Source organism: Streptomyces litchfieldiae (assembly GCF_031845365.1).
In the GTDB taxonomy this organism is placed as follows: Bacteria; Actinomycetota; Actinomycetes; order Streptomycetales; family Streptomycetaceae; genus Streptomyces; species Streptomyces litchfieldiae.
Window position 1 is genome coordinate 216,298 of the sequence record NZ_JAVREL010000014.1, and the last position, 20,449, is coordinate 236,746.

The window sequence follows — 20,449 nt, forward strand, 5'->3', positions numbered from 1 at the left end:
GCCGCTTGCCGGTACCGTCAAGGGGCCGCGAGGGAAGAGGACTTAAGAGTGCAAGGTGACCACCCCACCCTGGAGGCCGTGGCCGCCCACGCCGGAGTGTCGCGCGCCACCGTCTCCCGCGTGGTCAACGGCACCGCCGGCGTACGGCCCGAGCTGCGGGAGCGGGTCCGGCGTTCGGTGGCCGAGCTCGGTTATGTGCCCAACATCGCCGCGCGCAGCCTGGTCACCCGCCGCACCGGCGCCGTCGCCGTGGTGATCGCGGAGCCGGAGACGCGGATCTTCACCGACCCGTTCTTCGCGCGGCAACTGCGCGGCATCGGGCGGGAGCTGGCCGCGCACGACCTCCAGTTGCTGCTGATGCTGCTCGAACAGCGCGCGGACTACGACCGCATAGGGCGTTATCTGACGGGCGGCCACGTCGACGGCACGCTGATGTTCTCGCTGCACAACGACGATCCGCTGCCCGCGATCGCCACCGCCTCCGGGCTGCCGACCGTCTTCGGCGGGCGGCCCGGCTGGGCGGGCGCGGACCGGCAGCCCGATCTCCTCTATGTGGACACGGACAACCGCGACGGCGCCCGGCAGGCCGTGGCCCACCTCCGGGAGCGCGGGCGGACCCGCGTCGCGGTGATCACCGGCCCGCTGGACCAGACCTCGGCACAGGACCGGCTCGACGGCTACCTCGACGCGCTGGGCCTGCGGGAGCCGGACCCCGCGCTGCTGGCGCACGGCGACTTCACGGCGGAGGGCGGCGCCCGCGCCATGGCCGAGCTGCTGGACCGCTCCCCCGCGCCGGACGCGGTCTTCGCGGGCAACGACCTGATGGCCACGGGCGCGTTGCGGACCCTGCGGGAGCGCGGGCTGCGGGTGCCGGACGACGTGGCCGTCGTGGGCTACGACGATCTGGAGCCGGCGGCCTGGGCCGACCCGCCGCTGACGACCGTGCGGCAGGACGTGGAACGCATGGGCGAGCTCATGGCAAGCCTGCTGCTGCGGCGGCTGGGGCGCGCGCCGGATCCCGAGGGGCGCGACGCGGAGCCGCCCGCGCCGGTGATCACCCCGGCGCGGCTGATCGTGCGGGGCTCGGCCTGACGCGGGTCAGGCGGGCGCCGCCAGCTCGTCGTACACGCTGAGCACCTGGGCGACCGTGGTGTCCTCGGTGGGCCAACTGCCGGCGCGGATCCGGCCCGCCTCGGCCAACACCGCCCGCCGCTCGGCGTCGCCCAGCAGCACGCCCACGGCGGTGCCCAGCGCCCGGGAGTCGCCGTAGGGCACCAGGACCGCCGCGTCGCCGACCACCTCGGGAACGCCGCCGACCGCCGTGGCCACCAGCGGCACGCCCCGGCGCAGCGCCTCCTCGGCGAGCGGGGCGCGGCCGGCCCAGCGGGCGACGAGCAGGGCCACGTCGGCGTCGGCCAGCAGGGCGGCGGTGTCGTGGCCGCCGCCGAGCAGCCGCACCGGCAACTCCTCGCGGTCCACGCGCCGTTGGAGCGCGCCGCGCTCGGGTCCTTCGCCGGCCACGGCGAGCAGCGGCTGCGGGCGCAGCCCCCGCCAGTGGCGGGCGGCCGACAGCAGCAGGTCGAGGCTGCCGGAACGGTCCAGGCGGGCCTCGGTGATGAGCAGCGGCCGGTCCACGGCGCCCAGCTCGGCGCGGATCTTGTCGGGCTCGGGATCCCGGGCGGCCGGGCCGTCCTCGGCGGTGCGCCGCGCCGGCAGCGCCACCGGCGCGAGCCGCGCGTCGCGCGCGCCCCGGCTGCGCGCCCGGTCCACCAGATCGGAGGTGGTGCCGAGCACCACGGAGGCGGCGCGGGCCACGCAGTGCTCGGTCAGCCGGCGGAGCTGGGCGCGCACGCCGGGCACGGTGGAGCGCGTGTGCCAGGTGACGACGAGGGGGATCGCGCGGCGGCGCAGCGCGAACGTGGCGAGCAGCCCGGCCCGCATGCCGTGCGCGTGCACGAGGTCGGCGTCGGAGCACAGGGCGCCGAACAGAGCGATCGCGGCGGGGCCGGTCCTGACGGGCACCGGCACGAAACGGGCGCCGGCCGCGGTGAAGCGGTAGCGCCGTTCGGCCGAGGGCGAGGCGCCGACGGTGACGCGCACGCCGCGCGCCACCAGGCCCGCGGACAGCGAGCGCACATGCGCGCCGGTGCCCGCGCTGCCGCCGCCGAGCAACTGCACCACGTGGAGCGGCGCGCGGCTGTGCGACGGTGCGGTCGTGCTGCTCACGCCATCCTCTCCCGGGCCGGTCCGCGGTCGCGACTGAGTGTTCATGTCGCCACCGGCCAGCGTACGTTGCGCACGGCGACCTCCCGTTCGCCGGGAGTGGGACGCCGTCCAGGATGCCAGCCGGTCCCGGCCGCGCGGTAGCGCTCACCACTCGCACGGGTGAGTGGGGACAATTCGGATCGGGCTTAGCTCCGTTCCCCGCCGGCCGCGCCGTGGCCCAGGCGGGCGGCGGTGGCCAGCAGTTCCTCGGCGTGCGCGCGGGCCAGTTCGGAGTCCTCCTGCCCGGCCAGCATGCGGGACAGCTCCCGCACCCGGCCCTCGCCGTGCACGGAGCGCACGCCGCTGCGGGTGACCGATCCGTCGCTGGTCTTCTCCACCACCAGGTGCCGGTCGGCGAACGCGGCGACCTGCGGCAGATGGGTGACCACGACGACCTGGGCGGAGTCGGCGAGCCGGGCCAGCCGCCGGCCGACCTCGACGGCCGCCTTGCCGCCCACGCCCGCGTCCACCTCGTCGAACAGGTAGGTGGGCACCGGGGCGGCGCCCGCGAAGACCACCTCGACGGCCAGCATCACCCGGGACAGCTCGCCGCCGGAGGCGCCCTTGGCAATGGGCCGGGCCGGGGCGCCGGGGTGCGGAGCGAGCAGCAGCTCGACCTCGTCGGCGCCCTGCGGGCCGGCCACGACGGTGCGGCCCGCCACGTCGATGGCGTCCTGGTCGCCGGGCGCCGCGTCGGTCTGCCGGACGTCCACCTGGATGCGGGCGTGCGGCATGGCGAGCTGGGTGAGCTCCTGCGTGACGGCGTCGGCGAACCGTTTGGCGGCCTCCTGGCGGGCCTCGGTGAGCGTGCCGGCCAGCCCGGCGAGCCGTTCCCGCAGGGCGTCGCGCTCGGCGGTGAGCTCGCCGATGCGGTCGTCGTCGCCCTCCAGCTCGGCGAGCCGGGCGGTGCCGCGCTCGGCCCAGTCGAGGACGGCCGCGCAACCGTCGGTGTCGGCGTCGCGGTCGGCGTACTTGCGGATGAGGTGGGCCAGGGTGGCGCGGCGCTCCTCGACGGCGGCCAGCCGCAGCGGGTCGGCGTCCAGGCCGTCGGAGTACCCGGCGAGGTCGCCGGACACGTCGGACAGCAGGATGCCGACCTCGGCCAGCCGGTCGGCGAGGCCGGCCAGCACCGGGTCGTGTCCCTGGACGGCCTGGAGCGCGCGGTGCGCCCCGGCGACCAGCGTGACCGCGTCCACGCCCTCGGGGTCGGCCGGGTCGCCGGCCAGCGCGCCGTGCGCGGCGGCGGCGGCCGAGGCCAGGGCCTCGGCGTGGCCGAGCCGGCCGGCCTCGGCCGCCAGCTCGGCGTCCTCGCCCGGGCGCGGCTCGGCGGCGGCGATCTCGTCGAGGCCGAAGCGCAACAGGTCGGCCTCCTGCGCGCGTTCGCGGGCGCGGGTGGTCAGCTCACCGAGCTGGGCGGCCACGGCGCGCAGCCGCCGGTAGGTGTCCTCGTAGGCTGCCAGCGGCGCGGCGACGGCCTCGCCCGCGTACCGGTCCAGGGCGCGCCGCTGCCGCGCGGGGCGCAGCAGCCCCTGCTGGTCGGTCTGGCCGTGCACGGCGATCAGGTCCTCGCCCAGCTCGCCGAGCAGCCCCGCGGGGACCGAACGGCCGCCGACGTGGGCGCGGGAGCGGCCCTCCGCCGAGATGGTGCGGCTGATCAGGAGCGCCCCCTCGTCCAGTTCGGCACCGGCCTCGGCCGCGCGGCGCGCGGCGGCCGAGTCGGGGGCGACGGCGACGCGGCCCTCCACGACGGCCGAGGCGGCGCCCGCCCGCACATAGCCGGCGTCCCCGCGCCCGCCGAGCAGCAGGCCGAGGCTGGTGACGACCATGGTCTTGCCCGCGCCGGTCTCCCCCGTCACCGCGGTGAAGCCGGAGGACAGCTCGACGACGGCGTCGTCGATCACGCCCAGGTCCTTGATCCGCATCTCCTCCAACACGGATACGACCATACGAGGTTAACGGGGCGGCTGGCGACGACGGGCCTCGTACATCAGTGCGGAGCCCCCCGCCAGCCCGCCACGGGCAGGGCGAACTTGGCCACCAACCGGTCGGTGAACGGCGCGTGATGGAGCCGCGCCAGCCGGACGGGGACCGCGCCGCGCCGCACCTCGACGCGGGATCCGGGGCGCAGGTCGACGGTGCGCCGGCCGTCGCACCACAGGACGCCGGGCTGGGTGTGGTGCCTGAGTTCGACGGCGAGAATCGAGTCCGGCGCGGTGACCAGCGGCTTGGCGAACAGCGCGTGGGCGCTGATCGGCACCATGAGCAGCGCCTCGACCTCGGGCCAGACGACGGGCCCGCCGGCGGAGAACGCGTAGGCCGTGGAGCCGGTGGGGGTGGCGCAGACGACGCCGTCGCCGCCGAATCCGGAGACGGGGCGGCCGTCCACCTCGATGACGACCTCCAGCAGCCGTTCCCGGGCGGCCTTTTCGACGGACGCCTCGTTGAGCGCCCAGTCGCTGTGCACCACTCCCCCGTCGTCGCGCACCAGGACGTCCAGCGTCATGCGCTCCTCGACCTCGTAGGCGCGGCCGACGACGCGGTCCACGACCTTGTCGAGGTCGTCGCGTTCGGCCTCGGCGAGGAAGCCGATGCGGCCGAGGTTGACGCCGAGCATCGGAACGCCCGAGGCGCGGGAGAACTCGGCGCCGCGCAGCAGCGTGCCGTCGCCGCCGAGCACGACCAGCAGCTCGCAGCCGTCCAGGACGCCGCAGTCGGGGTCGTCCTTCTCGACGCGCTCGACCGCGGCGGGCAGCGGCAGGTCGGCGGCCTCCTCGGCGAGGACGCGGACGCCGATGCCGTGGGCGAGCAGGCCCTGAACGACCAGCTCGGCGCTGCGGACCGCCGCGGGGCGGCCGGTGTGGGCGAGCAGGAAAACGGTGCGCGGGTCCCTGCTGGTGGTCACTGCGGCCCCTCCGTGACGGCGCGGTCGACATCGGCCGGGTCGAGTGCGGGCGCCCCGGCGCACAGCCACAGAAAGTATTCAACATTGCCGGAGGGCCCGGGCAGCGGGCTGGCGGTGACGCCCGCCACCCCGAGCCCGAGGCCGGCGGCGCGCCCGGCGACGTTGCGCACGGCCTCCGCGCGCAGGGCCGGGCTGCGCACGACGCCGCCGCTGCCGAGGCGTTCGCGGCCGACCTCGAACTGCGGCTTGACCATGAGGACCAGATCGGCGTCGGGCGCGGCGCACCGCACGAGGGCGGGCAGCACCAGGCCGAGCGGGATGAACGAGAGGTCGCCGACGACGAGGCCGACGGGCTCGCCGCCGATCATCTCGGGCGTCAGCTCGCGGACGTTGGTGCGGTCCAGGACGGTCACGCGGTCGTCGGCGCGCAGCGACCAGGCGAGCTGGCCGTAGCCGACGTCCACGGCGACGACGGAGGCGGCGCCGGCGCGCAGCAGCACGTCGGTGAACCCGCCGGTGGACGCGCCGGCGTCCAGCGCGCGGCGCCCGGCGACGACCAGCCCGCGGGGGGTGAACGCGGCCAGGGCGCCGGCCAGTTTGTGTCCGCCGCGCGAGACATAGTCGGGGTCGGCGTCGTCCTCGCGGACGACGAGGGCGGCGCTGGTGGCGACCTGGGTGGCCGCCTTGCCCGCGGTGGCGCCGTCCACGGTGACGCGGCCGGCGTCGATGAGGGCGCGGGCGTGTTCCCGGGAACGGGCCAGCTTGCGCCGTACCAGCTCCGCGTCGAGGCGGGCGAGGCGTCGCTGGGTCGCTGCTGCCACGGGGCGTTCAGCTCCTGGGGGTGACGGGGGGCCTGTCGAGGGCGGCCAGCGTGTCGCGCAGGCCGCGATGGACATCCTCGTACACCTCCGGATGCCCGGCGACGCCGAGGTGGTCGGCGTCGGCCAGGCGCCGCAGCCCGGCGTCCACGTCGGGGTGGCCGGTGGGCTGGACGACGATGCCCAGCGGGCGCGGGCCGTCGTCGGGCGCCTCGTCGCGCGCGCCGTCACCGGCGGGCGACGCGTCGGCCGGGTCGGGGGCGGAAACGTCGTGGGGCTGCTCGTCCATGGCCCCGACGCTACCCGGTGGCCACCTCGGCGGGGCGGCGCGCCGCCGGAACGACCAGCGGGGTGCCGGTCTCGGGGTCGTCGATGACCCGGCAGGGCAGCCGGAAGACCTCCTCGACGAGCTCGGCGGTGACGACCTCGGCGGGCGCGCCCTCGGCGACGACGCTGCCGCCGCGCATGGCGATCAGGTGGGTGGCGTAGCGCGCGGCGTGGTTGAGGTCGTGGAGCACGGCGACGAGCGTGCGGCCCTGTTCCTCGTGGAGCCGGGCGCACAGGTCGAGGACCTCGATCTGGTGGGCGATGTCGAGGAACGTGGTCGGCTCGTCGAGGAGCAGCAGCGGGGTCTGCTGGGCGAGGGCCATGGCGATCCAGACGCGCTGGCGCTGGCCGCCGGAGAGTTCGTCGACATAGCGATCGGCCAGTTCGGCGACTCCGGTGGCCCGCATCGATTCGTCGACGATCCGCTCGTCGTCGCGGGACCACTGGCGCAGCAGCCCCTGGTGCGGGTAGCGGCCCCGGGCGACCAGGTCGGCGACGGTGATGCCGTCGGGCGCGATGGGCGACTGCGGGAGGAGTCCGAGGATGCGCGCGAGCTTCTTCGCCGGGAGGGAGCCGATGGCCTGGCCGTCCAGCAGCACCGAGCCGGCGGCGGGCCGCAGCATGCGGGACAGGGCGCGCAGCAGCGTGGACTTGCCGCACGCGTTGGGGCCGACGATGACCGTGAAGGACCGGTCCGGGATCCGTACGGACAGCCCCTCGGCGATGACCCTCTGGTCGTAGGCGAGGGTGACGTCCTCGGCCCGCAGCCGGCTGCCGCCGGCCGTTTCGCTGTCGCTCACGGCGTTGTCTCCTTGTGCTCTCAATGGGGCCCCGGCCGGTGGGGAGGCGGGCGCCGGTGTGCCGCCCCGGTTGTCCTTACCCAGTCGGACGGCGGTGTCTCGCTGGCCGCCCGGCGCGGGCGCCGCGGTCATATCCGGCCCGCCTTGCGCTCGGTGAACAGCAGCCACAGCAGATAGCAGCCGCCGAGCACGCCGGTGACGGCGCCGACCGGCAACTGGCGGGAGCCGAACGCCCATTGGGCCAGGAAGTCGGCGGTCACCATCAGCAGGGCGCCCATGGCGGCGGCGGGCAGCAGGTTGGGGCCGGCGGCGCGGGTCACCCGGCGGGCGAGTTGCGGCGCGGTGAGCGCCACGAAGGCGATGGGGCCGGCCGCGGCGGTGGCCGTCGCGGTCAGCAGGACGGCCGCGACGACGAGGATCAGCCGGGTGCGTTCGACCCGGACGCCCAGCGCGCCGGCCGCGTCGTCGCCCATCTCCAGCATGCGCAGCGGCCGGGCCTGGCCGAGCGCGAGCGGCAGCAGGGCGGCGCAGGCGATCAGCAGCGGCCAGAACTCGTCCCAGTCCCGCCCGTTGAGCGAGCCGGTCAGCCACAGCACGGCCCGGGCGGCGTCGACGATGTCCGCGCGCGTGAGCAGATAGCCGTTGACGGCGCTGAGCATGGCCGCGCCGCCGATGCCGACGAGCACGAGCCGGTAGCCGTGGATGCCGCCGCGCCAGGCGAGCAGGTAGACGCCGAGGCCGGTGATCAGGCCGCCGGCCACCGCGCCGCCCGCCACCGCGAAGCTGCCGCCCTCGAAGAGGACGATGACGGTGAGCGCGCCGGCCGCCGAGCCCTGGCCGAAGCCGATGATGTCCGGACTGCCCAGCGGGTTGCGGGAGATGGCCTGGAAGACGGCGCCGGCCAGGCCGAGGGCGACGCCGACGAGCAGGGCGACCAGCACGCGGGGCAGCCGCAGGTCGTTGACGATGAACTCCTGGGCGACGCTGCCGTTTCCGGCCAGGGTGGTCAGCACCTCGGCGGGCGACATCGGGTAGTCGCCGGTGCCGACGAGCACGACGCCCATCGCGAGCGCGAGGACCACCAGCGTCAGCGTGGCGGCGGCGGCGCGGGAGTCGACGCGGACCGACCGGCCGCCGCGGGTGCGCAGCACGAGGCCGCGCGCCTTCACCGCCCCGGGCTCGGGGGCCTGCCCGGTCTTGGTCATGGCTGGGCTGGTCATAGCTGGGCCATCCTCCGGCGGCGCACGAGGTAGATGAAGACCGGGCCGCCGATCAGGCTGGTCACGATGCCGACCTGGAGCTCGGACGGCCGGGCGACGAGCCGGCCGATCACGTCGGCGCCGAGCAGCAGCACGGGCGAGAGGACCGCGGCGTAGGGCAGGATCCAGCGCATGTCGGGCCCGGTGATGGCGCGTACGAGGTGGGGCACCATCAGCCCGACGAAGACGATGGGGCCGCAGGCGGCGGTGGCCGCCCCGCACAGCAGCGTGACCGCGGTCATGGCGAGGATCCGGGTGCGGGTGAGGTGGGCGCCCAGCGCGCGGGCGGTGTCGTCGCCCAGCGCGATGGCGTTCAGCGGCCGGGCCAGGGTGAACGCGAGCAGCATGCCGGTCAGCAGGAACGGCGTCACCTGCCGGATGACGTCGGGGCTGGCCGAGGCGAGCGAGCCGACGGCCCAGAACCGCATGCGGTCCAGCGCCGCGGTGTCGAGCAGTTCGACGGCGTTGACATAGCCGTAGAGGGCGGCGGTGACCGCGGTGCCGGCCAGGGCCAGCCGCACGGGTGTCGCGGAACGGCTGCCGCCCAGCGCGTAGACGAGGACGGAGACGAACGCGGCGCCGAGGAAGGCGAACCAGACGTAGCCCGTGATCGAGGTGATGCCCAGGAAGCTGATGGCCGAGACGACGGCGGCGGAGGCGCCGGCGTTGACGCCGAGCAGGCCGGGATCGGCCAGCGGGTTGCGGGTCAGCGCCTGCATGACGGCCCCGGCGAGCCCGAGCGCGGCGCCGCAGAGCAGGCCGAGCAGCGTGCGCGGCAGCCGCAGATCGCGGATCACCACGTCGGTGTCGGTGCCGGAGTACTGGAACAGCCCGTGCCATACCTGGTCGGCCGGAATGGACTTGGCGCCGAACGCGATGCTGGCCGCGGCGACCAGGGCCAGGACGCCGACGGCGGCGACGAGTCCGGCCGCCCGCGGGGTGGTGCGCCGGCGCGGCGCCTCGGCCTCGGACGCCGGCGCGGGGGGCGCGTCGCCGGTTGTCACCACGGTCACGCGGAACTCCCCGTGCTAGAACTCTCAATCGGCATAGGGTTAGGTTAGCCTAACCTTCGCTTACGCCCTTCGAGAGACCAAGGCAGCACTCTATGACCAGTTCCCGTATCCCGTTCCTGTCCCGCCGGGCCCTGCTCTCCGCGAGCGGCGCCGTGGGGGCCGGCGTTCTGCTGACGGCCTGCGGCGACGACTCGTCGGGCGACGGCTCGGGCAACTCCGGTTCGGGCGGGGGCAACGCGGCCGCCGACTCGTTCAGCTTCACCGACGACCGCGGCGAGACGGTCGAGTTGGACGCCGTCCCCGAGCGGATCGTCGCGTTCGTCGGCACCGCCGCCGCGCTGCACGACTACGGCGTGGCGAGCGTGGGCGTCTTCGGCCCCACCACGCTGCCCAACGGCGAGCCGGACGTGCAGGCCGGCAGCCTCGACGTGGACAGCCTGACCGTTCTCGGCAACGCCTGGGGCGAGTTCAACGTCGAGGAGTACGCCCAACTGGAGCCCCAGTTGCTCGTCACCAACATGTTCGAGCCCGGCGCCCTCTGGTACGTGCCGGAGGAGAGCACCGAGGACATCACCGCCTTCGCCCCCAGCGTCGGCATCCTCGTCGCGCCCACCGCCGACAACCCCGACGTGCGGCTCCAGGGCATCATCGAGCGCTACACCGAGCTGGCCGAGGCGCTGGGCGCCGACCTGTCCGCCACCGCCGTCACCGAGGCCAAGTCCCGTTACGAGGCCGCCGCCGAGTCGCTGCGCCAGGCGGCCCGCGACAACCCCGGCATCAAGGTGCTGGCCTGCTCCGGCGCGGCCGACCTGTTCTACGCCTCCGACCCCGCCTCCTCCGCCGACCTGGCCTACTTCAAGGACCTGGGCGTGGAACTCATCACCCCCGACAACCTCGACGACGGCGGCTTCTTCGAGAGCCTGAGCTGGGAGAACGCCGACAAGTACCCCGCCGACGTGCTGCTGCTGGACAGCCGCAGCGTGGCCCTCCAGCCCGACGCGCTGGCCGACAAGCCCACCTGGACCCGGCTGCCCGCCGTCGAGGCCGGCCAGATCACCGGCTGGAACAGCGAGCCCATCTACTCCTACGCCGGCTGCGCCCCGCTGCTGGAGGCGCTGGCCGAGGCGATCAGAAACGCCCGGAAGGTGAGCTGATGACCGCCACCCCCATCTCCCGCCTCTCCCGCCGCGGACTCCTCGCCGCCGGCGGCTCGTTCGGCGCCCTGACCGCGCTCACCGCCTGCGGCGGCGAGGACAGCGGCGACGGCGACACCGCGGACCAACCGGGCGGCGGCGGCTGGTCGTTCACCGACGACCGCGGCGAGACCGTCGAACTGGACGCCGCCCCGCGCATCCTCGTCGCCTATGTGGGCTCGGCCGCCGCCCTCGTGGACTACGGCATCGAGTGCACCGGCGTGTTCGGCCCGACGCTGCTGCCGGGCGGCGAGCCCGATGTCCAGGCGGTCAACCTCGATGTCGACGCGCTGACCGTCGTCGGCAACGCCTGGGGCGAGTTCAACATCGAGGAGTACGCCCGCCTCGAACCCGACCTGCTCATCAGCAACGTCCACACCGTGCCCGACCTCTGGTACGTGCCGGAGGACAGCGCCGACGAGATCCTGGCCCTGGCGCCCAGCGTCGGCATCCTCACCTTGGCCACCCCGCTGCGCACCGCCGTGGAACGCTACGCCGAGCTCGCCGAGGCGCTCGGGGCGGACCTGTCCGCGCCCGCCGTCACCGAGGCCAGGTCCCGCTTCGAGGCCGCCGCCGAGGCCCTGCGCCAAACGGCCCGCGACAACCCCGGCATCAAGGTGCTGGCGCTGTCCGCGACGGCGGACCAGGTGTGGTTCGCCTCCCCCGAGCAGCTCCCGGATCTGACGTACTACCAGGACCTCGGCGTGGAGTTCATCACCCCCGAGAACCCGCAGGACGGCGTCTTCGAGCCGGTGAGCTGGGAGGACGTGGACCGCTACCCCGCCGACCTGATCCTCGTCGACAACCGCACCGCCAATCTCCAGCCGGACCAGCTCGCCGAGAGCAAGCCCACCTGGCGGGCCCTGCCCGCCGTCGAGGCCGGCCAGGTCGCCGCCTGGACGTCCGAGCCCGCCTACAGCCACGCCCGCTGCGCCCCGCTGCTGGAGGACCTCGCCGAGGCCCTCCGCACGGCCACCGCGGTGAGCGGTTCATGAAGGAGCACCCCGCCATGTCCCCCTCCCGCCGTTCCCTCCTCGCCGCGGGCGGCGCCCTGGGTGCCGGCGCGCTGCTGGCCGCCTGCGGCGACGAAAGCGACGACAACGAGGGCGCGAACGCCGACGGCGACGCCCAGGGCCAACCGGGCGGCGGCGGCTGGTCGTTCACCGACGACCGCGGCGAGACCGTCGAACTGGACGCCGCCCCGTCGAACATCGTCGCGTTCGTCAGCTCGGCCGCCGCGCTGCACGACTACGGCATCGAGTGCGTCGGGATCTTCGGCCCGAGCAGCCCCGTGGACGGCGAGCCCAACCCCCAGGCCGGGGATTTGGATGTCTCCCGGCTCACCAGCGTGGGCGAGGCATGGGGCGAGTTCAGCATCGAGAAGTACGCCCAGTTGGAACCCGATCTGCTGATCAGCAACATGTTCCCGCCGCCGGACCTGTGGTTCGTTCCCGAGGAGGCCCGGGACGAGATCTTCGGGCTCGCCCCCGCCATCGGCATCACCGGCGCCCGGGTCTCCCTCCTGGAGCCGATCGCCCGGTACGCCGAACTGGCCGAGGCACTGGGCGCGGACCTGTCCGCCACCGCCGTCACCGAGGCCAGATCCCGCTTCGAGGCAGCCGCCGAGTCCCTGCGCCGGGCCGCCCGCGACAACCCCGGCATCAAGGTCATGGCCGTCTCCGCCGACGACGAGAACCTGTACGTCGCCGTCCCTGACTCCTACACCGACCTGCACTACTTCAAGGACCTCGGCGTCGGCGTCGTCGAGGGCCGACAGGTCGACGAGTGGGGCTTCTGGGAGTTCCTGAGCTGGGAGAACGCCGACAAATACCACGCCGACATCATCCTCCTGGACAACCGGGCGCAGGCCCTGCGCCCGGAGGACCTGGCCCGCAAGCCGACCTGGGCCCGGCTGCCGGCCGTGGCCGCCGGCCGGGTCGTGCCCTGGTCGATGGAGGAGCGCTACAGCCACGCGGGCTACGCGCCCATCCTCGAACAGCTCTCCGACACCATCAGCAACGCCGAGCAGCTCGGCTGACGCCCGGGCTGGGACCGAGAGGACGACCATGACCGCCGCACCCTTCGAGTTCTTCGACCTGCACGTCCTGCGCGCCACTCGCATCAGCCCCGGCTTCACCCGCGTCACCCTGGGCGGGGAACGGCTCGGCCAGTTCGCCAGCGGCGGGCGGGACCAGCGCTGCAAGCTGTTCCTGCCCCGTCCCGGCCAGGACCGGGCGGCCGTTCCCCGGGGCATGGCCGCCGAGTGGTGGCCGGCCTGGCAGCGCATGGACCCGGAGGAGCGCGCCGTGCTGCGCACCTACACCATCCGCGAACAGCGCCGCGAGCCCGACGAGCTGGACATCGACTTCGCCCTGCACGGCGACACCGGAACGGCCTGCCACTGGGCCCAGTGCGCCCGCCCCGGCGACCCCGTGACGCTGCTCGGCCCGCTCGACGAGGACAACTACGGCGTCGACTTCCGCCCGCCCCCGGACGCGGACTGGATCCTGCTCACCGCCGACGCCACCGCGCTCCCCGCGGTGGCCGGCATCCTGGCCTGGCTGCCGCCCGGCACCCCGGCCAAGGTCTGGATCGAGGTCGAACACGCCGCCGACCGGCAGGAGTTGTCCACCAAGGCCGACGCGGACATCACCTGGCTGTGCCGCGAGGAACTCCCGCGCGGCCACCGCACCGCCATCGTCGACTCGCTGCGCGCGGCCGTGCTGCCCGCGGGCGCTCCCTACGCCTGGATCGCGGGCGAGGCCGCCGCCGTCCGGGACCAGCGCCGCCATCTGGTCAACGACCGCTGCGTCGACCGCGAGCGGATCACGTTCACCGGCTACTGGCGGCGCGGGATCTCCGAGGAGGACCTGATCGCCGAGGCGATCGCCGCCGCGGCCTGAGCCCCCGGCGGCACCAACGCGACCGCCGCGCCGGGTCAGGGCCCGCCCGGCGCGGCGGCGTTCCCGTTCCCTCGTCGCCCCCCCGCTACAGCCCCAGCTCGGCCAGCGCCCGGTCGCCCGACACGGCACCGGCCGCCGCGCCCGCCGCCGTCCAGGCCGCCGCGCACAGCGCCCGCAGCCCGTCCAGCGGCTCCCCGCCGACCGCGCCTGCCACCAGCTCCAGCCGGCCCTCCCCGGCCCGGGCCCGCCAGCCCCCGCAGACGAAGCCGTCCCCGTCCCGCACGACCTCCGGCTGCGGAACGAGCAACCCCCGCAGATCCGCCGCCACATACGTCGGCCGGTGCCCCGGCCGCGCGGCCAGCAGCTCGGCCGCGTCCGTCACCCCGGTCAGCACCAGCAACGAGTCGACGCCGCCGGCATGCGCGCCCTCGATGTCCGTGTCCAGCCGGTCGCCGACCACCAGCGGCCGCTCGGCGCCGGTCCGCAGAATGCTCTCCCGGTGCATCGGCGGGCGCGGCTTCCCCGCCACCCGCGGCTCCCGCGTGCGGCCTGTCGCTATCCGCACGACCTCCACCGCGGCCCCGTTGCCGGGCGCGATGCCCCGGCCGCTGGGGATCGTCAGGTCCGTGTTGGACGCGAACCAGGAGGCGCCGCGGTTCACCGCGAGCGCCGCCTCCGTCAGCACGCCCCAGGGCAGTTCGGGCCCGCCATACCCCTGGACCACCGCCACCGGGTCGTCGTCCGCCGAGTCCACCGGGGTCAGCCCGCGCTCGCGCAGCGCGACCCGCAGCCCCTCGCCGCCCGCGCACAGCACCCGCGCCCCGGCCGGCACCTCCTCGGCGATCAGCCGGGCGACGGCCTGCGCCGAGGTGACCACCTCCGCCGGGTCCGCCGGCACCCCGAGCCGGCTCAGATGCCCGGCGACCGTCTCGGGCGTGCGGGCGGCGTTGTTGGTCACATACGCCAGCCGCATGCCGCCGGCCCGCGCGGCGCGCAGCGACTCCACGGCGTGCGGGATGGCGTCCCCGCCCGCGTAGACCACCCCGTCCAGATCCAGCAGTGCCGTGTCGTACACCTCGCTCAGCGCGCGCGCCGACCCGGCCGGGCCGGTCCGCGCACCGGGAGTGCCTTGCGCCGCTGTGGAGGGCGCCGGTGTCGATGAAGCGATGAAGTCAGCCATGTCGGCTCCGATCATCCCCCATCGCCGGAGCACATACGATGCGGGGATGCACGCCGCCGGCCTGGATCTCGCGCCGTTCCGCGCCCTGCGCTACGTCCCCGAGCGCGTGAGCAGCCTGGCCGCCGTCACCTCGCCGCCCTATGACGTCGTGGTCCGCCCCGACGGGCTGCACGAGTTGGAGACCGCCGACCCGTACAACATTGTCCGGCTGATCCTGCCGCAGGCGGGCGACCCCGCGGCCGGGCACCGGCGCGCGGCCCGGACCCTGCGCCACTGGCGGGCCCGGGGCGTGCTGGCCCTCGACCCCACGCCCGCCGTCTACGTGTACGAGCAACGCGCCGCCGGCTCGCTCCAGCGCGGCCTGCTGGGCGCCCTCCGGCTGACCCCGCCGGAGGAGGGCGTCGTCCTGCCGCACGAGGACGTGCTGCCCGAGGTCGTCGCCGACCGGGCCGCCCTGATGCGCGCCACCGAGACCAACCTCGAACCGCTGCTGCTGGCCTACCGGGGCGCCGCCACCGGCCCCCCGTCCGGGGCCGCGGCCGTCGTCGAACGGACCGCCGGGCGCACCCCGTTACTGGCCACCACCACGGCCGACGGCACCGAGCACCGGCTGTGGCCGGTCACCGACGCCGCCCAACTGGCCGAGATCACAGCGGACTTGGCCGGGCACCGGGCGCTGATCGCCGACGGCCACCACCGCTGGGCCACCTATCTGCGGCTGCGCGCCGAGCGCGACGGCCAACCGCCCTGGGACCGCGGCCTGGTCCTCCTGGTCGACACGGCCCGTTACCCGCTGCGCGTGCAGGCCATCCACCGTGTGCTGCCCGGGCTGCCCCCGGCCGCCGTCCTCGGCCGACTGGGCGACGCGTTCCGGGTCCGCCGCCTCGACGTCGCCCTGCCCGAGGCGCTGCGCGCCCTGGCCGGCACCCCGGGCAACGCGTTCCTCCTCGGCGGGGACGGCCCCCTCCACCTGCTGGACCGGCCGGCCACGCACCTGACCGACCGGACCGCGCGCCCCGACCGGCCACGCGCGTGGCGCGAGTTGGACGCGACCATCCTGGGCGCCGCCCTTTCGGCCCTGGTCCGCCCCCCGGCCGCCGTCCGGTATCTGCACGACGCGGAGGCCGCCCTGAACCAGGCGGCGCGGTCGGGCGGCAGCGCCGTCCTGCTGCGCGCCGTTCCCGAGAGCACCGTGCGCGCCCTGGCCGAACGGGGCGTCACCATGCCGCAGAAGTCCACGTCGTTCGGCCCGAAACCGGCCACCGGGCTGGTGCTCCGGCCACTCGACATTGCCGAGGAAAATTAGGTTAGGCTAACCTCACTCCCAGTTCGCCCACCGCATCTGGGAGCCGCATGAGCGCCATCATCTTCGCCCGCCAGGACGACCGGCTCGGGGAGTTCTCACTCACCCACGTGGATCCGGACGCCGACGCCGAGCTGCTCCACCGCTGGCTCACCCACCCCAAGTCCGCGTTCTGGCTGATGCAGGACGCCGAACTCGCCGACGTGCGCAAGGAGTTCAGCGCCATCGAGGCCGCCGCGAGCCACGACGCGCTGCTCGGCCTGCACAACGGGCGGCCGGCGTTCCTCGTCGAACGCTACGACCCCGCCGGCGAACCGGTCGGCGCCACCTACCCCGTCCAACCGGGCGACGTCGGCATGCACTTCCTGGTCGCCCCCACCGACACCCCGCTGCATGGCTTCACCCTCGCGGTGATCACCACCGTCATGGAGCTGCTGTTCGCCGACCCCGCCACCCGCCGGGTCGTCGTCGAACCCGACACCCGCAACAAGCCCGTTCACGCCCTCAACGCCGCCGTCGGCTTCCGCGTCGAGGGCACCGTCGCGCTGCCCGGAAAGGACGCCCTCCTCAGCTTCTGCACCCGCGAGCAGTTCGCCGAGGCCACCGCGGCCGCCTCCGCCACCTCCAGGAGTGAGTGACCCCATGACCGTCCCCCCCGCCACCGCACCGCTCGACGTGGTCGACCACCTCACCCCGGAGCGCTGGGAACGCGCCAACCGGCTGCTCATACGCAAGGCGCTCGCCGAGTTCTCGCACGAGCGCCTGCTCACCCCCGAACGCGGCCCCGACGGCCGCTACACCGTCACCGCCGACGACCCCGCCGTCGCCTACCGCTTCACCGCCCGCCTGCGATCCCTGGACCACTGGGTCATCGACGCCGACAGCATCACCCGCGACCGCGCCGGCGCACCGCTCCCCCTGGACGCCCTCGACTTCTTCCTCGACCTGCGCGGCGCGCTCGGCCTGAGCGACGAGATCCTCCCGGTGTACCTGGAGGAGATCAGCAGCACCCTGGCCGGCACCGCCTACAAGCTGGCCGCCTCGCGACGCACCGCCGCCGAGCTGGCCCGGGCCGGGTTCCAGGACATTGAGGCCGGCATGACCGAGGGCCACCCCTGCTTCGTCGCCAACAACGGCCGCCTCGGCTTCGACGCCGCCGAGTACCACTCCTACGCCCCCGAGACCGGCACCCCGATCCGGCTGATCTGGCTGGCCGCGCGCCGCGAGCTGACCACGTTCACCTCCTGCGCCGACCTGGACTACGACACCCTGATCGCCGCCGAACTGGCCCCCGCCACCCTGCGCGCCTACGCCGGCCACCTGGCCCGACTCGGCCTGGACCTGGACGACTACTACCTCTTCCCGGTGCACCCCTGGCAGTGGACCAACCGCATCGCGGTCACCTTCGCCGCCGAGGTCGCCCGCCGCCATCTGGTGCCGCTCGGCCCCAGCGACGACACCTACCGCGCCCAGCAGTCGATCCGGACGTTCTTCAACGCCGACGCCCCGGAGAAGCACTATGTGAAGACAGCGCTCTCCGTGCTCAACATGGGCTTCCTGCGCGGCCTGTCCGCCGCCTACATGCGCGCCACGCCCGCCATCAACGACTGGCTGGCCGGCCTGATCGCCGACGACGAGGTGCTCACCGCCACCGGCTTCTCCATCCTCCGGGAACGCGCCGCCATCGGCTACCACCACAAGCAGTACGAGGCCGCCACCACCAAGGGCTCCCCGTACCTGAAGATGCTCGCCGCGCTGTGGCGCGAGAGCCCCGTCCCGAGCCTGCGCCCCGGCCAGCGACTGGCCACCATGGCGTCGCTGCTGCACGTGGACCGCGACGGCGGCTCGTTCGCGGCCGCGCTCATCGCCGAGTCCGGCCTCGACCCCGCCGACTGGCTGCGCCGCTATCTGGACGCCTACCTGACTCCGTTGCTGCACTGTCTCTACGCCCACGACCTGGCGTTCATGCCGCACGGCGAGAACGTGATCATGGTGCTGGAGAACGGCGTCCCCCAGCGCGTGATCATGAAGGACATCGCCGAGGAGATCGGCGTGATGAACGCGGAGGTGCCGCTGCCGCCCGAGGTGGAGCGCGTCCGCATCGAGGTCACCGACGAGCTGTGGGCGCTGACGCTTCTCACGGACGTCTTCGACTGCTTCTTCCGCTTCCTGAACGGCATCCTGAGCGAGGCCGGCGTCCTGGAGGAGGAGGCGTTCTGGACGACCGTGGCCGCGTGTGTCACCGACTACCAGCAGGCCAACCCGGGCCTGGCCGAGAAGTTCAAGCGGTTCGACCTGTTCCCGGAACGGTTCGGCCTGTCCTGCCTCAACCGCCTTCAGCTCCGCGACAACCGCCAGATGGTGGACCTCCAGGACCCGGCGAGTGCCCTGCAACTCGCCGGGACCCTGGAGAATCCGATCGCGCGCTTCGCCTGACCCGGGAGGTCAGTCCTCGTCGAGTTCGTCGGCGTCCGGGTCCAGGGCGTCGACGAACTCCACCCCGTCCAGCTCGGCCAGCCGGTCCGAGGCGTTCGTGGTCCCACCGTGGTCGGCCTCCACCGCCTTGGCGAACCACTCCCGGGCCTCCTCCTCACGCCCCACGGCCAGCAGCGCGTCCGCGTAGGCGTAACGCAGCCTGGCCGTCCAGGGGTGCACGGCGGTGGACGCGAGCTCCGGGCTCTGGAGCGTGACCACGGCGGCCTCGGGCTGCCCCAGGTCCCGCCGGGCACCGGCCGCGACCAGACGCATCTCCACCTGCCCGGCCTTGTCGAGCTGCCGCACCTCCGGCTCCCCGGCCATCGCCAGGGCCCGCTCCGGCCGGCCGATGCCGCGCTCGCAGTCGGCCATGATCGGCCACAGATGCACCGATCCGGACATCCGCCGCGCCGCACGGAACTCGGTCAGCGCCTCGGAGTACTTCTCCACGCCATACGCGGCGAACCCGGCGGCCTCCCGCACGGCGGCCACCCGCGAGGCCAGCCGCAGCGCGACACGCGCGTAGCCGTAGGCCCGCTCGGGCTCCTCGTCGAGCAGGTTCGCCACCATGACCAGGTTCCGCGCCACATCGGTGGCCAGCGTCTTCGGCAGCGACATCAGCTCCTGCCGAACGGACCGGTCGATCTCCTCACCGGTGACGTCATCAGGAATGGGCAACCGCCGAGCCGGCTCCCCCCGCCGCTCATCACGCCCACCACGCCGAAACCCACCGGGCCCCCGCTCATCCCGACGGAACTCCCCCCGCGGTCGCCCATCACGCGGACGATCGTCCCGCCGGAACTCACCACGGGGCCGGTCATCCCGCCGGAAGTCGCCCCGCGGCCGGTCGTCACGGCGGAACTCCCCGCGCGGACGATCGTCACGGCGGTACTCGGTACGCGGACGGTCGTCCCGGCGGTAGTCACCGCGCTGGCGGTCGTCACGCGGCCGGTCATCGCGACGGAACTCCCCACGCGGACGATCCTCCCGCCGGAATTCCCCGCGCGGCCGATCGTCGCGACGGTGCTCGCCGCGCGGCCGATCGTCGCGACGGAAGTCGCCACGGGGACGGTCATCACGCGGACGGTCGTCCCGGCGGTAGTCACCGCGCTGGCGGTCGTCACGCGGCCGGTCATCGCGACGGAACTCCCCACGCGGACGATCCTCCCGCCGGAACTCCCCACGAGGACGGTCATCACGCCGGAAGTCGCCCCGCGGACGGTCATCGCGACGGAACTCCCCGCGCGGACGATCGTCCCGGGGCCGGTCCTCTCGCCGGTGCTCGCCGCGCGGGCGGTCATCACGGCGCCACTCTCCACGACCACGGTCGTCACGCGGCCGGTCATCGCGACGGAACTCCCCGCGCGGTCGGTCGTCACGTCGGAACTCCCCACGGGGACGGTCATCACGCCGAAACTCCCCACGGGGACGGTCATCCCGACGGAAGTCGCCCCGCGGACGGTCGTCCCGACGGAATCCACCACGCGGTCGGTCATCCCGACGGGAGTCACCCCGCGTGCCGGAATTCTGGCCACCCTCGCGTCGATAACCGCGGTTCCGACCCTCATCGCGACCATCGCGACGCGGCGGCCGTCCCTCATCTGAATTCGCCATCGACGCAATTCCTGCCTTTCCCATCACGAAACAAAAAACCTCTGGTTCCCCAGCTGAACGCGGGGGAACCAGAGGTCCCATAAAAGATTGTCCGGCGGTGTCCTACTCTCCCACACGGTCCCCCATGCAGTACCATCGGCGCTGGAGGGCTTAGCTTCCGGGTTCGGAATGTAACCGGGCGTTTCCCCTCCGCCATGACCACCGGAACACTTTAGAAGTGCTCCAAGCGAACAAGCGCACTATTCACTTAGAGAAGTATTGGTCAATCAAAATTCACAGTGGACGCGAGCATCTGAGGACAAGCCCTCGGCCTATTAGTACCGGTCAACTCCACCCATCACTGGGCTTCCATCTCCGGCCTATCAACCCCGTCGTCTCCAGGGAGCCTTACCCCATC

General features: G+C 74.2%; 19 protein-coding genes and 2 rRNA genes. 8 read left to right on the forward strand and 13 right to left on the reverse strand.

Annotated features, from left to right (window positions below; genetic code table 11):
* Positions 1 to 48 precede the first annotated feature (48 nt).
* The gene (locus RM590_RS23510; protein ID WP_311706667.1) at positions 49 to 1,092 is read left to right on the forward strand and encodes a LacI family DNA-binding transcriptional regulator; all 1,044 of its coding nucleotides are present in this window, start codon (positions 49 to 51) and stop codon (positions 1,090 to 1,092) included.
* 6 nt (positions 1,093 to 1,098) lie between these two features.
* On the opposite strand, the gene RM590_RS23515 is transcribed toward RM590_RS23510, so the two are convergent.
* The 8 genes from RM590_RS23515 to RM590_RS23550 all read right to left on the reverse strand — a co-directional run bounded on the left by RM590_RS23515 (position 1,099) and on the right by RM590_RS23550 (position 9,375).
* On the reverse strand, positions 1,099 to 2,226 hold the full coding sequence (locus tag RM590_RS23515) for a glycosyltransferase family 4 protein (protein ID WP_311706668.1): 1,128 nt from the start codon (positions 2,224 to 2,226) through the stop codon (positions 1,099 to 1,101).
* 185 nt (positions 2,227 to 2,411) lie between these two features.
* Positions 2,412 to 4,211 carry a DNA repair protein RecN gene (gene recN, locus RM590_RS23520; protein WP_311706669.1) on the reverse strand — a complete coding sequence of 600 codons (1,800 nt, stop codon included), beginning with the start codon at positions 4,209 to 4,211 and terminating at the stop codon, positions 2,412 to 2,414.
* 41 nt (positions 4,212 to 4,252) lie between these two features.
* Positions 4,253 to 5,167, reverse strand: a complete 915-nt coding sequence (locus RM590_RS23525; protein ID WP_311706670.1) for an NAD kinase — start codon at positions 5,165 to 5,167, stop codon at positions 4,253 to 4,255.
* Complete coding sequence (locus RM590_RS23530) at positions 5,164 to 5,988, reverse strand: TlyA family RNA methyltransferase (protein WP_311706671.1); 825 nt, start codon at positions 5,986 to 5,988, stop codon at positions 5,164 to 5,166. Before RM590_RS23530 ends, RM590_RS23525 begins: the two co-directional genes overlap by 4 nt.
* A gap of 7 nt (positions 5,989 to 5,995) precedes the next feature.
* Positions 5,996 to 6,274 carry a hypothetical protein gene (locus tag RM590_RS23535; protein ID WP_311706672.1) on the reverse strand — a complete coding sequence of 93 codons (279 nt, stop codon included), beginning with the start codon at positions 6,272 to 6,274 and terminating at the stop codon, positions 5,996 to 5,998.
* A 10-nt stretch (positions 6,275 to 6,284) separates the two neighbouring features.
* Entirely contained in the window at positions 6,285 to 7,136 is an 852-nt protein-coding gene (locus RM590_RS23540; RefSeq protein WP_394813950.1) for an ABC transporter ATP-binding protein, read from the reverse strand.
* Positions 7,137 to 7,240: 104 nt separating this feature from the next.
* Positions 7,241 to 8,317, reverse strand: a complete 1,077-nt coding sequence (locus RM590_RS23545) for a FecCD family ABC transporter permease (RefSeq protein ID WP_311706696.1) — start codon at positions 8,315 to 8,317, stop codon at positions 7,241 to 7,243.
* 11 nt (positions 8,318 to 8,328) lie between these two features.
* Positions 8,329 to 9,375, reverse strand: coding sequence for a FecCD family ABC transporter permease (locus RM590_RS23550; RefSeq protein WP_394813956.1), 1,047 nt, complete (start codon positions 9,373 to 9,375; stop codon positions 8,329 to 8,331).
* Between the two features lie 101 nt (positions 9,376 to 9,476).
* Between RM590_RS23550 and RM590_RS23555 the strand changes: the two genes are divergently transcribed.
* From RM590_RS23555 to RM590_RS23570, 4 genes are read left to right on the forward strand one after another with little or no spacing between them, the layout of a single operon-like run.
* Positions 9,477 to 10,538: an ABC transporter substrate-binding protein gene (locus tag RM590_RS23555; RefSeq protein ID WP_311706674.1), complete on the forward strand. Its 1,062-nt coding sequence runs from the start codon at positions 9,477 to 9,479 to the stop codon at positions 10,536 to 10,538.
* A complete protein-coding gene (locus tag RM590_RS23560; RefSeq protein WP_311706675.1) occupies positions 10,538 to 11,572 on the forward strand; it encodes an ABC transporter substrate-binding protein in 1,035 nt (344 codons plus the stop codon). Before RM590_RS23555 ends, RM590_RS23560 begins: the two co-directional genes overlap by 1 nt.
* A gap of 14 nt (positions 11,573 to 11,586) precedes the next feature.
* Entirely contained in the window at positions 11,587 to 12,615 is a 1,029-nt protein-coding gene (locus RM590_RS23565; RefSeq protein ID WP_311706676.1) for an ABC transporter substrate-binding protein, read from the forward strand.
* Between the two features lie 28 nt (positions 12,616 to 12,643).
* On the forward strand, positions 12,644 to 13,480 hold the full coding sequence (locus tag RM590_RS23570; RefSeq protein WP_311706677.1) for a siderophore-interacting protein: 837 nt from the start codon (positions 12,644 to 12,646) through the stop codon (positions 13,478 to 13,480).
* 85 nt (positions 13,481 to 13,565) lie between these two features.
* On the opposite strand, the gene RM590_RS23575 is transcribed toward RM590_RS23570, so the two are convergent.
* Positions 13,566 to 14,660, reverse strand: a complete 1,095-nt coding sequence (locus RM590_RS23575; RefSeq protein ID WP_311706678.1) for an HAD hydrolase-like protein — start codon at positions 14,658 to 14,660, stop codon at positions 13,566 to 13,568.
* A 46-nt stretch (positions 14,661 to 14,706) separates the two neighbouring features.
* Here RM590_RS23575 and RM590_RS23580 point away from each other — a divergent pair, with 46 nt between their 5' ends.
* Genes RM590_RS23580 through RM590_RS23590 form a run of 3 tightly spaced genes read left to right on the forward strand, consistent with a single transcriptional unit; the run spans position 14,707 to position 18,399 of the window.
* Positions 14,707 to 15,966: a DUF1015 domain-containing protein gene (locus tag RM590_RS23580; protein WP_311706679.1), complete on the forward strand. Its 1,260-nt coding sequence runs from the start codon at positions 14,707 to 14,709 to the stop codon at positions 15,964 to 15,966.
* Between the two features lie 47 nt (positions 15,967 to 16,013).
* Positions 16,014 to 16,601: a GNAT family N-acetyltransferase gene (locus tag RM590_RS23585; protein WP_311706680.1), complete on the forward strand. Its 588-nt coding sequence runs from the start codon at positions 16,014 to 16,016 to the stop codon at positions 16,599 to 16,601.
* A gap of 4 nt (positions 16,602 to 16,605) precedes the next feature.
* Positions 16,606 to 18,399: an IucA/IucC family protein gene (locus RM590_RS23590; protein ID WP_311706681.1), complete on the forward strand. Its 1,794-nt coding sequence runs from the start codon at positions 16,606 to 16,608 to the stop codon at positions 18,397 to 18,399.
* Positions 18,400 to 18,408: 9 nt separating this feature from the next.
* Here RM590_RS23590 and RM590_RS23595 read toward each other — a convergent pair whose 3' ends face one another.
* The 4 genes from RM590_RS23595 to RM590_RS23610 all read right to left on the reverse strand — a co-directional run.
* Positions 18,409 to 19,056, reverse strand: coding sequence for a hypothetical protein (locus tag RM590_RS23595; protein ID WP_311706682.1), 648 nt, complete (start codon positions 19,054 to 19,056; stop codon positions 18,409 to 18,411).
* A complete protein-coding gene (locus RM590_RS23600; protein ID WP_311706683.1) occupies positions 19,056 to 20,039 on the reverse strand; it encodes a hypothetical protein in 984 nt (327 codons plus the stop codon). The genes RM590_RS23595 and RM590_RS23600 overlap by 1 nt, the downstream gene beginning before the upstream one ends.
* Before the next feature lie 102 nt (positions 20,040 to 20,141).
* A 5S ribosomal RNA gene (gene rrf / locus RM590_RS23605) occupies positions 20,142 to 20,258 on the reverse strand.
* An 88-nt stretch (positions 20,259 to 20,346) separates the two neighbouring features.
* Positions 20,347 to 20,449, reverse strand: a 23S ribosomal RNA gene (locus RM590_RS23610); the annotation flags it as partial.